The sequence below is a fragment of the Halomonas sp. LMYGS-3 genome (assembly GCF_059509875.1).
The window spans coordinates 259575-271948 of record NZ_JCAKFQ010000003.1; the positions used below are offsets into that span (position 1 = coordinate 259575).

General features: G+C 66.7%; 9 protein-coding genes. 6 read left to right on the top strand and 3 right to left on the bottom strand.

What is annotated here, in order from left to right; genetic code table 11:
- Positions 1–491: 491 nt before the first annotated feature.
- The 4 genes from AC5W54_RS04790 to AC5W54_RS04805 all read left to right on the top strand — a co-directional run bounded on the left by AC5W54_RS04790 (position 492) and on the right by AC5W54_RS04805 (position 4561).
- Positions 492–923 (top strand): hypothetical protein, encoded by a 432-nt coding sequence (locus AC5W54_RS04790; protein ID WP_495960929.1) that lies wholly within the window; start codon positions 492–494, stop codon positions 921–923.
- A 68-nt stretch (positions 924–991) separates the two neighbouring features.
- A complete protein-coding gene (locus AC5W54_RS04795) occupies positions 992–1648 on the top strand; it encodes a YjbF family lipoprotein (protein ID WP_495960930.1) in 657 nt (218 codons plus the stop codon).
- A gap of 40 nt (positions 1649–1688) precedes the next feature.
- Positions 1689–2471 carry a hypothetical protein gene (locus AC5W54_RS04800; RefSeq protein ID WP_495960931.1) on the top strand — a complete coding sequence of 261 codons (783 nt, stop codon included), beginning with the start codon at positions 1689–1691 and terminating at the stop codon, positions 2469–2471.
- Positions 2468–4561 carry a YjbH domain-containing protein gene (locus AC5W54_RS04805; protein WP_495960932.1) on the top strand — a complete coding sequence of 698 codons (2094 nt, stop codon included), beginning with the start codon at positions 2468–2470 and terminating at the stop codon, positions 4559–4561. The genes AC5W54_RS04800 and AC5W54_RS04805 overlap by 4 nt, the downstream gene beginning before the upstream one ends.
- A 114-nt stretch (positions 4562–4675) precedes the next feature.
- Here the strand turns inward: AC5W54_RS04805 and gcvT are convergent, their stop codons facing one another.
- Positions 4676–5785, bottom strand: coding sequence for a glycine cleavage system aminomethyltransferase GcvT (gene gcvT / locus AC5W54_RS04810; protein WP_495960933.1), 1110 nt, complete (start codon positions 5783–5785; stop codon positions 4676–4678).
- 80 nt (positions 5786–5865) lie between these two features.
- Complete coding sequence (locus AC5W54_RS04815) at positions 5866–7272, bottom strand: alanine/glycine:cation symporter family protein (protein ID WP_495960934.1); 1407 nt, start codon at positions 7270–7272, stop codon at positions 5866–5868.
- A 559-nt stretch (positions 7273–7831) separates the two neighbouring features.
- Here AC5W54_RS04815 and gcvH point away from each other — a divergent pair.
- Together gcvH and gcvP are read left to right on the top strand one after the other, a co-directional pair.
- Positions 7832–8224 (top strand): glycine cleavage system protein GcvH, encoded by a 393-nt coding sequence (gene gcvH, locus AC5W54_RS04820; RefSeq protein WP_495960935.1) that lies wholly within the window; start codon positions 7832–7834, stop codon positions 8222–8224.
- An 89-nt stretch (positions 8225–8313) separates the two neighbouring features.
- A complete protein-coding gene (gene gcvP / locus AC5W54_RS04825) occupies positions 8314–11217 on the top strand; it encodes an aminomethyl-transferring glycine dehydrogenase (protein WP_495960936.1) in 2904 nt (967 codons plus the stop codon).
- A 75-nt stretch (positions 11218–11292) separates the two neighbouring features.
- On the opposite strand, the gene AC5W54_RS04830 is transcribed toward gcvP, so the two are convergent.
- Positions 11293–12222 (bottom strand): LysR family transcriptional regulator, encoded by a 930-nt coding sequence (locus AC5W54_RS04830; RefSeq protein WP_495960937.1) that lies wholly within the window; start codon positions 12220–12222, stop codon positions 11293–11295.
- Positions 12223–12374 lie beyond the last annotated feature (152 nt).

Here is a 12374-nt window from a genome sequence, read left to right on the forward strand (position 1 = left end):
CTCGACAGACCGGCGGGTAGACCGTGGCTGGCCTCCAGGCACGCTACCGCCCCAGAGTCGACAGACCATCCCTGAAGCCTGGGTTGCCAGTGGGCAACACGCACCGACACTCCGGCCTGGACGGCCGTAGTGGCGATGAATGACTGGTCAGGTGAGGGTACGACGAGAGCTTCCTGATCCTTGGACGCCATCAACGAAACGAGAGAAAGCATAATCCTTTTTGACTGCTTGTCATCCCCGATGTTTTCCATTTTTCAATTTATTACTATTATTTACAAATATTATAACTAGAAAAATATCGGTTTCTTTCTCGTCTTTAATGACTCGTGTATTACATCACCATCACGAGGCAATACGGGACCTTTCCCGCGAGCAAGATGCCTCTGCCAGGGGCAAACTGGAGCCCCCTCTGCAGATGCCGTATGCCGGACCGGTTCCGGCACAATCGGGACCGGAGCCCCCTCCGGCCCAACCACAGGAGAACGACACCCATGATCCACACCTTGAAACCATTGAGGCGGACCGCCGCCATCGGCGGAATCGCCCTGATGGCGCTTTCGCCTCTGACCCTCGCCCAGCAGGCTTCCGGCACCGGCCAGGCCAATGCGACGGGCAGCGCCAACCTCGGCAGCGGCGCATCGGTCGGTGCCGATGTCTCTGCCGACGCCAACCTGGGGGCAGGTACCACCCAGACACCCGGGACGCCCGGTAACTCGGGCAACACCCCGGCCCCCGACGCGGTCGCCGGAGGTGGCGTGACCACCGGTGGAGGCGCCTCGGGCGACGCCCCCGGAAACTCGGGTGACGCGATCGCCGGCGCCATCGACAAGGGCGCCGTGGGCATCGGCGTGGTGACTGGTGCCACCGGCACCGGCGGCACCGGCACGGGTACCGGCACGGGTACCGGCACGGGCACCCGCTGATGGGTCACGATCCGCGACGCGACAGTCCACAACCGCTACCAGGACAGGGCCGCCGCAAGGCGGTCCTGTTGCGTGGCTATCTGGCCGTGGCACTGGGTCTCGGTCTCGGTGGATGCGTGCAGGGCGGCGGGCTGACCCCCATGGGCGAATCCCTGGCCGCGCCCTGGCGAGCGAACGACACGGCCGCGCGTGCCGAGGCACTGCCCTATGCCTCGCTGGCCGTGACCAGCGAAGGTAACGACGCCCTGATGGTCATGGCCCACCGCAGTGGCGACAACGGCCGCGACACCTACTGGCAGGCCGGTGATCGAGCCACTCTCCACCTGCGGGATGGACTTCCCATGTCCAGTGCCGGTTTCGACGCCGCCCTGCTCGGCCAGTGGCGCGAAGCCAGCGACGATGCGGAGCACTATCGCCTGCATGCCCACTGGCGAGACGGTGCCGGCGCGGAGCAGTACGCCACGGCCAGTGTCACCCTGCACTGCGCTGCTCCAGGCCCGCTGGCGCTGCCGTTGACGACCCTCGACCTCGAGCGCTGCACCGAGCACCTGAGCTGGCAGGGGGGAGAACGCACCACCAACCGACTGTGGCGCGATCCCACCAGCCAGCGCATCTGGGCCGGTGATGTCACCATCTGGCCCGGCGGGCAGCGACTTCGCTGGCAAGTGGCACGCCCCTGGTGGACCGATGCCGAGGATATCGCCACTGCCCATGCCGGGCCTTGAGAGGCGCCGCGGCGACCCACCGCCCCCACGAGACACCACCATGCTGGATAAAGGAACCTTCCCTCTTCGCTCGCCGACGGGGCTCGCCAGCCGATTGGCGCTGGCGGTCCTGTCGCTCGGCCTGACACCGAGCGCCTCGGGCGAATCCCCCCGCCTTTCGGAGTACTGGTTGTCCCACGGCATCCAGCACGATCATCCGGCCTTCGTCTACTATCTGCGTCGGCAGCACGTCGCCTCGCAGCGAGATCAGGCCCTGAGACTCCAGGAGGAACTCGCAACCCTGGCCAGCCGCTGGAACCTCGACGGTCAACCATCGGCGGCGGCGGCCCTGAACGACTGGCAGGCCGCGATCGACGAGTTGCACCGGCAAGGCGGCCGCACCCCGGCACGCGCCGACCTGGCTGCCCTGCTCGCCGCTCCCCGCCACGACCCACGGCTGTCGACCCTGAGCGCTGCCGGCCAATGCGAGCCGCCCGATTGGGTGGAGCTGTGGACCTTCGGTGGCGTCGTGCGGCGGCCCTGGTCGCCCGGCCTGACGCTGCAACGGGCCTTGCGGGATCAGCCCGGGGAGAGCTGGCGCGCCGCCGACGAGACCTGGGTCGTCGCCCCCCAGAGCCCGCCACGGCGGCTGGGCATTGCGGCCTGGAACGCCGAGACAAGCCCGCTGGTGCCGGGGAGTCGGATCGTCTTGCGGCTTCCCGGCGACAGCCGGGAAGCCGACTGGGTGAACCGCGCCCTGCCGGAGTTTCTCGCCTCGCGGCTGCCAGGAGGGACCTGTGACGCCTTCGACCTCACCGATACGGATTTCGGCCAGACCCCATGAATGGACTCGAACGACGCCGCCGGCTGCATTCGCCACTGGCCCTGGCGGTCGGCCTGACGGCGGCCACTACCGCCCAGGCCGACCTCGGCCAGGGCGACTTCGGCGGCATCGGCCTGATGCAGACGCCCACGGCGCGCATGGCCCCCCTGGGCGACTTCGCCTTCTCCTTCTCGCGTACCGCCCCCTATCGGCGCTACAACCTCTTCTTCCAGCCCACCGAATGGCTGGAGGCCGGCTTCCGCTACGTGGAGGTCGAGAACCGTCAGTACCTGGCAGCGACGGAAGATCGCAACAACCTCGACAAGGGCCTCGACGCGAAATTGCGCCTGCGCGAGGAGAGCCGCCACTGGCCCCAGGTCGCCGTCGGGGTACGCGACATGGGGGGCACCGGGCTGTTCGGTGCCGAATACCTGGTGGCGAGCAAGCGCTGGCACGCTATCGATGTCAGCCTGGGAATCGGCTGGGGCTACCTGGGCAACCAGGACGACTTCACCAACCCCCTCGCACGGCTCGACGATCGCTTCGAACGTCGCTCGGGGTTCAGCTCGGGCGACGACGGCGGCACCCTCAACCTGGGCAGCCTGTTCAGCGGTCCGCCCGCCGTGTTCGGGGGCATCGAGTACCAGACGCCCTGGGACCCGCTGGTCCTGCAGCTCGAGCTCGAGGGCAACGACTATCAGCGTGAGCCCCAGCGCAACCACCAGGACCAGGACTCCCGCCTCAACCTCGGTGCCCGCTATCGCCTGACCGACGGCATCGAACTCAGGGCCGGCTGGCAACGCGGCGATACCGCCATGCTGGGCATCTCGCTCTCCACCAACCTGGCGACCCTCTCCCAGGTGAAGCGCGATCCCGCACCGGTCACGGTGGGCCCGGCCCCCGCCGAACATACCCGAGACTGGCAGACGTTGAGGCGCGAGCTCGCCAACAACGCCGGCATCAACGTGCGCCGGCTGCGCCAGGACGGCCCCGAGGTGATCGTCGAAGGCGAACCGAGCCGCTACCCTTCGCTGGCCGACAGCGAGCAGCGCGCCGGGAGACTACTGCACAACCAGTTGGGCAGCGAGGTGGAGACATTCCGCTTTCGCTGGCAGGAACGAGGACTGGAACTGCGCGAGAGCGTGCACGACCGGCGCGCCCTGGTGGCGGCAACGGCCTCGGCCGACGACACGGTGGACCACCGCCACGGTATCTATGCCCACGGCGCCCTCGGGCCCGCGACCGGCGAGGTCCTGCATGAGGCCGACCCGCGCGGCGTCAGCTGGAGCCTGGGCCCGATGCTCGAGCAGAACTTCGGCGGCCCCGACGGGTATCTCTACCGCGTCTCAGCCAACCTGGACAGCGAGTACCGGCTCGGTACCAACAGCTGGTTCTCGGCCACCCTGGCCTACACCCTGGCCGACAACCTCGAGAACTACGAGTACATCGCCGACTCCGAACTGCCGAGGGTACGCACGCATATCGGCGACTACCTGGCCGAGACCGACGTCGGCATCAGCAACCTGCAGTACAGTCACACCGCACGCCTGGGGGGCGACTGGTATGCCATGGGCTATGGCGGGCTACTCGAGACCATGTTCGCGGGGGTCGGCGGCGAGCTCCTCTACCGTCCCTTCAATGGCGACCTGGCGGTAGGCCTCGACGTCAACTGGGTCAGGCAGCGCGATTTCGACCAGCGCTTCGACCTGCGCGACTACAGCACCTGGACCGGCCACCTCACCGGCTACTGGCAAACCGGCTTCGAGGACGTCCTGGCCAAGGTCGGCATGGGACGCTACCTGGCCGGCGATCTCGGCATCACCGTCGACCTCTCGCGGGAGTTCGACTCGGGGGTGCGGCTGGGGGGCTGGGCCACCGTCACCGACGCCGGCAGCGACTTCGGTGAAGGCAGCTTCGACAAGGGGGTCTACCTGTCATTGCCGCTGGATGCCTTCTTCGTGCACTCGACCCGCCAGCGTGCCCGGCTGGCCTGGCAGCCACTCACCCGTGATGGTGGCGCCCGCCTGGCCCGGCGCTTCGAGCTCCATGAACTGACCGAAGAGCGCCGGATGGGGCACTACTGGCAGGATTACGACGACGCCATGCACTAGGAGGCTGTACCAGGGAAACGAAGACCAACGGCCACCTCCCTTGGAGGTGGCCGTTGGCGTCGGATCGGCGGTGGGCAATCATGCAACGATACGAAAGATAACGGTATAAAATTGCTAGCCGCGATAATAGCCGGGCGTCACGAAGGGCATCTTGCTGACCGTCATCGGCAACCGCTTGCCGCGCACCTCGGCGTAGACGGTTCTACCCGGCTCCGCAGCCTCGACGACCACATAACCCATGGCCACCGGCCGGCCGACGCTGGGGCCGTAACCTCCCGAGGTCACGACGCCGAGGCGCTGGCCGTCGGCGTCGTAGAGCTCGGCGCCCTCGCGCACCGGCGCTCGCCCCTCGCCCAGCAGGCCCACGCGCTTGCGGCGATGGTCCCTGGCCTCGATCTGGTGCAGGATCAGGTTGGCCCCAGGGAAACCGCCCGGACGCTCGCCACTGCGACGGCGCGCCTTGCCGATGGCCCAGATCAGCCCCCCCTCTACCGGCGTGGTGGTGGTGTCGATATCGTGTCCATAGAGACACAGGCCGGCTTCCAGGCGCAGGGAGTCGCGCGCCCCCAGGCCGATCGCCTCGACCTCCTGCTCGGCCAGCAGACGCCGCGCCAGGTCCACGGTGTGATCGGCGGCCACCGAGATCTCGAAGCCATCCTCGCCGGTATAACCGCTCCGGCTGACCCACACGTCGATGCCCTCGATCGTGAATCGGCCGTGCTGCATGAACACCATCTTGCAGGCTTCCGGGCAGAGCCGCTGCATGACCGCGGCGGCCTTGGGACCCTGCAACGCCAGCAGACCTCGATCGACCACTTCGACCCGGTGATCGGCCAGGCCACGACGCAGATGCGCGATGTCCTGCTCCTTGCAGGCGGCGTTGACCACCAGGTAGAGATGATCGCCGGCATTGACCACCATGAGGTCATCGAGGATGCCCCCCTCCTCGCTGGTGAAGAGGGCATAGCGCTGCATGCCCTCGGCCAGGCCCACGACATCCGCCGACACCAGGGTCTCCAGGGCCTCGGCGGGCGACGGCCCGCGCAGCAGCACCTGGCCCATGTGGGAGACATCGAACAGGCCGCAGGCGGCACGGGTATGCTCATGCTCCTTCTTGACCCCGAGCGGATATTGCACCGGCATCTCGTAACCGGCGAAGGGCACCAGCTTCGCCCCCAGTTCCCGGTGCAGGTCATGCAGCGGCGTACGCTTGAGTTCGCTCATGTCGTTTCCTCATGGATAATGGAATCCGGGGCCCGGCGGCGAAGGGCACCCCACCGGGCCCCTCCGCCGTGAATCCCCGTTCAGGGCTGGTCGTGGTCCAGCTCCTCGCCCGGCAGGATCTCCTTGCCGTCGAAGTAATCCCGGGTCAGCTTGAACACCACCGGCGACAGCAGCGCCAGGGCGATCAGGTTGGGAATCGCCATCATGGCGTTGAAGGTGTCGGCCATCAGCCAGATGAAGCCCAGCTGTGCCATGGCACCCAGCGGGATGGCCAGCACGAAGAGCACCCGGTAGAGCATGATGGAGCGGGTACCGAACAGGAACTGGAAGCATTTCTCACCATAGAAGGACCAGCCGAGGATGGTGGTAAAGGCGAATACCGCCAGCGCCAACGAGACGATCTGATTACCGAAGCCCGGCAATGCCGCATCGAAGGAGAGCGCCGTCAGCGAAGCCCCCGCCTCGCCCTGGATCCATACCGTCGAGGTCAGGATGACCAGTGCGGTGATGGTGCACACGAGGATGGTGTCGATGAAGGTACCGAGCATGGCGATCAGGCCCTGGCGCACCGGGTTCCTGGTCTTGGCCGCGGCATGGGCGATGGGCGCGCTGCCGAGCCCCGCCTCGTTGGAGAAGATGCCACGGGCCACGCCGAAGCGGATCGCCGCCATCACTGCCGCACCGGCGAAACCACCGGCCGCCGCCATGGGGTTGAAGGCATAGAAGAAGATCAGCCGGAAGGCCTCGCCGATCTGTCCGGCATTCACGATCAGCACCAGGATACCGGCCAGGACATAGAGGATGCCCATGATCGGTACCAGTTTGCCCGCCACCCTGGCGATCCGCTTGATGCCGCCGAGGATCACGGCACCGGCCAGCACCATGATCACGACGCCGGTCAACCAGTGGGGAATGGCGAAGGTCGAGTCGAGGGCATCGGCCACCGAGTTGGACTGCACGGTATTGCCGATGCCGAAGGCCGCCACGGCGCCGAAGAAGGCGAAGGCTCCGCCGAGCCAGAGCCACTTCCGGCCCAGGCCATTCTTGATGTAGAACATCGGCCCACCGACATGGTAGCCGGTGCTGTCGGTCTCGCGGTAACGCACGGCGAGCACCGCCTCGGCGAATTTGGTGGCCATGCCCACCAGGGCGGTGATCCACATCCAGAACACCGCCCCAGGCCCACCCAGGGCGATGGCCGTGGCCACGCCGGCGATGTTACCGGTCCCGATGGTCGCGGAGAGCGCCGTCATCAGGGCGTTGAAGGGCGAGATCTCGCCCTCCTCTTCCACCCGCTTCTTCTCGCCCGGGACCGGCTTGGCCTCGCGCCCCTGCCACATCAGTCGGAAGCCCATGCCGAGCTTGCGGATCGGCATGAGCTTCAGGCCGATCTGCAGGTAGAGACCCACCCCGAGCAGCAGGATGAGCATCAGGGGCCCCCACACGACGCTGTTGATGGCACCGAAGATGCTGTTCAAGGTTTCCACGGAAGTCTCCCTATTCGCTTGTTGTTCTGGCCTGCCAACCAACCCCGCAGGCCAACTGGTTCAGGTCAGTCGATCGTCATGCCGAAAGCACTCCCTGCCGAATGATCGACAGGGCGAGCCCGCGTACCATAGCGGATCATACCGTTTTGTCACCAGTCTCGCATGTCGATGCCGGGGGGTTCTCCTGGCGGATCCCGGCGGTCGACTTCGGCGCGCCAGAAGAAACTTGTTTCTTATCGGAAACATGCCACTCTATCGCGCCACTCCCACCCCATGCAATCGCGCTTCGCCCCCATGACCCGGGAGGCCCGGGCGCCCGGCGCGGTTCTCACAAGCGTAGTGAGGAATGGCGTCGCCTGTCGACTCGCCGCGCCGGCTCGGCTCACGAGGCCGGCACTCTCGGTGGGACTGGACGACGAACATCCGGCGAGCCACCCTGAGAGGCGTGCACCGCCATGAGGGACCGCCTTGGGCGATGCCATGAACGGACTCGCCAAACGCTGCCAATGGCGTTAGCATTCACGAAACCGGTAAACCTTTTTCGTATAGGAAAAATGCAATGAGCTCAATTCCTGCCAACCTTCGCTACGCCGAAAGCCATGAATGGGTGCTGGACAACGGCGACGGTACCGTGACCATCGGCATCACCGACCATGCCCAGGAGGCACTCGGCGACGTGGTCTTCGTCGAGCTACCCGAGGTGGGCCGCGCACTCGAGCACCACGAGGAGTTCGGGGTGATCGAGTCGGTCAAGGCCGCCTCCGACCTCTATGCCCCGGTGGCCGGCGAAATCGTCGAGGTCAACGAGGCCCTCGAGGACGCGCCCGAGGCCGTCAACGAGTCGCCCTATGAGGATGGCTGGATCATGAAGGTCCGAGTCGTCGATGCCGCCGCCCTCGACGCACTGCTCGATGCCGACGGCTACCAGGCCGTGGTCGACGCCGACGACTGAGCCGCTTCTCCGCCCCCCGGCCAGCCCGGCCGGGGATGCTGTTTCGCCGACCGCCGCGATCCGGCGGGTCCAGACACACAGGGTGCTCCATGGTTCTCGACAACCGCCGACTGGCCGAACTGGCCGCACACGACGATTTCCTCCAACGCCACAACGGCCCGAACGCCGATGACGTCGCCGCCATGCTGGCCGCCCTGGACCTGGAAAGCCTGGAGGCGCTCATCGAGCGCACCGTACCGGCCGGCATCCGCCTCGGCCGCCCCTTGTCGCTGGACGCCCCGCGCAGCGAGGCCGAGGCGCTCGACTACCTGAAGCGCCTGGCGCGTCAGAACAAGGTGTTCAAGACCTACATCGGCCAGGGCTACCACGACACCCACCTGCCACCGGTGATACAGCGCAACGTGCTGGAGAATCCGGGCTGGTACACCGCCTACACCCCTTATCAGCCGGAGATCGCCCAGGGCCGCCTGGAGGGGCTGCTCAACTTCCAGCAGATGGTGATGGACCTCACCGGCATGGAACTGGCCAACGCCTCGCTGCTCGACGAGGCCACCGCCGCCGCCGAGGCCATGGCGCTGTGCAAGCGCGCCAACAAGAAGTCGAAGAGCGCTGCCTTCTTCATCGCCACCGACGTCCTGCCCCAGACCCTGGACGTGGTGCGCACCCGCGCCGCCTACTTCGGCTTCGAGCTGATCGTGGCTCCCGCCGAGGAGCTGGCCGATGCCGACGTCTTCGGCGCCCTGCTGCAATACCCGGGCGACGGCGGCCGGGTGCACGACCTCGCCCCGCTGCTGGCCGGGGCCGCTCGACGCGGCATCATGACCTGCGTGGCGGCCGACATCATGAGCCTGGTGCTGCTCAAGGAGCCCGGGGCCCTGGGCGCCGACATCGTGGTCGGCAGCTCCCAGCGCTTCGGCGTCCCCATGGGCTACGGCGGCCCCCACGCCGCCTTCTTCGCCACCACCGACAAACTCAAGCGCTCGATCCCCGGACGCATCATCGGGGTGTCGAAGGACGCCCGTGGCAAACCCGCCCTGCGCATGGCGATGCAGACCCGCGAGCAGCACATTCGCCGCGAGAAGGCGACGTCCAACATCTGCACCGCCCAGGCACTGCTGGCCAATATCGCCGGCTTCTACGCCGTCTACCATGGCGCCGAGGGACTCACCACCATCGCCGGGCGCATCCATCGCCTGACCACCATCCTCGCCGAGGGGCTCAAGCAGAAGGGCGTGACGCTGGCCCACGACAGCTGGTTCGATACCTTGCGCCTGACCGCTATCGATGCGGGCAAGATCCATGGTCGCGCCCTGACCCACGAGATCAACCTGCGCTATTTCGACAATGGCGACGTCGGCGTGAGCCTCGACGAGACCACCACCGCCCACGACCTGGACGCCCTGCTCGACGTGCTGCTGGGCGAGGAACACGGACTCTCGGTGACCGCCCTGGACGAGCGCATCGTCTCGGCAGGCATCAGCGGCATTCCCGCGGCCTGCCGGCGCGAGTCGGCCTTCCTGACCCACCCCACCTTCCGGCGCTACCGCAGCGAGACCGAGATGTTGCGCTACCTGAAGCGCCTGGAGAACAAGGACCTGTCGCTGACCCACGCCATGATCCCGCTGGGCTCCTGTACCATGAAGCTCAACGCCACCAGCGAGATGATCCCGATCACCTGGCCCGAGTTCGCCGGCATCCACCCCTTCGCCCCCAAGGAGCAGGTGGCCGGCTACAAGCAGATGATCGGTGAACTGGCCGCCTTCCTGGTGGAGATCACCGGTTACGACCACATCTCCATGCAGCCCAATTCCGGCGCCCAGGGCGAATACGCCGGCCTGGTGGCGATCCGCCGCTACCAGGCCGCCATCGGCGAGGGGCATCGCGACGTCTGCCTGATCCCCAGCTCCGCCCACGGCACCAACCCCGCCTCGGCGGCCATGGCACAGATGAAGGTGGTGGTGGTGGAGTGCGACGAGCAGGGCAACGTCGACCTCGCCGACCTGCGCACCAAGGCCGAGACACACAGCGGCGAGCTCTCGGCGATCATGATCACCTACCCCTCCACCCACGGCGTGTTCGAGGAGAGCGTGCGCGAGGTATGCGAGATCGTCCACCGGCACGGCGGCCAGGTCTATGTCGACGGCGCCAACATGAATGCCCAGGTGGGCATCACCCGCCCCGGCGACTTCGGCGGCGACGTCTCGCACCTCAACCTACACAAGACCTTCTGCATTCCCCATGGCGGCGGCGGCCCCGGCATGGGCCCGATCGGCGTCAAGGCCCACCTGGCGCCCTTCGTCTCCAACCACGTGGTCACCCCCATCGAGGGCGTGAACGCCGACTGCGGCGCGGTCGCAGCGGCGGCCTTCGGTTCGGCGGCGATCCTGCCGATCTCCTGGGCCTACATCAAGATGATGGGGGCCCGAGGACTCACCCACGCCACCGAGCTGGCGATCCTCAATGCCAACTACGTCGCGCGGCGGCTGGAGGCGCATTACCCGGTGCTCTATCGCGGCATCAACGGTACCGTGGCCCACGAATGCATCATCGACATCCGCCCGCTCAAGGCGGCCTCCGGCATCAGCGAGGAGGACATCGCCAAGCGCCTGATGGACTACGGCTTCCACGCCCCGACCATGTCCTTCCCGGTGCCGGGCACGCTGATGGTCGAACCCACCGAGTCGGAGTCTCGCTACGAGATCGATCGCTTCTGTGACGCCATGATCGCCATCCGCGAGGAGATCGCCCGGGTCGAACGTGGCGAGTGGACGACCGACGACAACCCCCTGGTGCGCGCCCCGCACACCATGGCCGACCTGATGGACGACGCCTGGGAACGCCCCTACTCCCGGGAGCTCGGCGCCTTTCCCTCCGACGCGGTCAAGGACGCCAAGGTCTGGCCGGCGGTCAACCGGGTCGACAACGTCTTCGGCGACCGGCAGCTGATCTGCTCCTGCCCGAGCATCGATGCCTATCGTGATGGAGAGAGGTGATCGAGAGAGGGGATCGAGAGAGGTGACTGACGAGAGGCCCCGCAACCGCAGGGCCTCGCCGTCAGGGAGCACCGCTCAGTCGTCGGCCGCCTGGCCGAAGCCCGGCTGTTCGCTGTAGCCATAGAGCGCCTGGCGGCGCTGCTCGCGGAAATCCTCCAGCAGACGGGCATAACGACGCGGCATCTCGACCCCGACCCGACTCACCAGGTGTAGCGTCTCGTGGACCGGCATCGGCAGGTCGAGCTCCTTGACCTGACGCTGCCACGGCGAGGTCTCCAACACCAGGCGCGACACCACGGTGAAGCCCAGCCCGCGGGCCACGGCGTCCAGCACCATGCCCACCTCGTTGGTGAATCCCTGCCGCCGGAAGTGGCTCATGGAGCGGAACTCTGTCGGAAAATTGCTGCGCAGCAGGGCCCCGGCATGGCTCACCCCTTCCGAATGGCTGATGAAGCCGATGCCCATCAGGTCGGCGAGACCGCTACCCGTGAAGTCGGCCGGCACCACCAGACAGAGCGGCTCCCGGTGCCACGACTCGACGTTCAGGTCGGGTTGCCTGACCTCTTCGGTGACGATCCCGAGGTCGTAGCGACCGGCCAGGACGTCCTGCACGATCTCGTGGTTGAAGGCGAAGCTGTAGCTGACGGTGAGCCCCGGGTACATCTGCTGCTGGCCGAGGATGAACGGATAGAGCATCAGCCCCACGCTGCCGGGCGAGGCGAGGCGGCAATCACCGGAGAAGAGCGAATCGGCGTCGAGCGAGTGGCGAAACTGCTCGTGCTCGGCGAACAGTTTCAGCGCATAGTCGTAGGCACGACGCCCCGCCTCGGTGAGGGTGAAGCGACGCCCGTGACGCTCGAGCAACGGCTTGTCCAGATACTGCTCGAGCTTGCGTACATGCTGGCTGACCCCGGGCTGGGTCATCTCCAACTGGCGGGCCGTGCGGGTGAAACTGCCGGTCTCGACCAGGGTGATGAAGGTACGAAAGTACTGGGCATTGAACATGGGTAGGCACATCACTCGCAGGAGCCGGCTAGACATGATGGATTGACCTGCCCCTCCTCAACGTCGTGGGTTACGTTGAGGTTGAGGCAACAACACAGAGCCACTATTGAGGGAGGCAGGTCATGACACAGTCTAACGCAACTCAGCCGTCC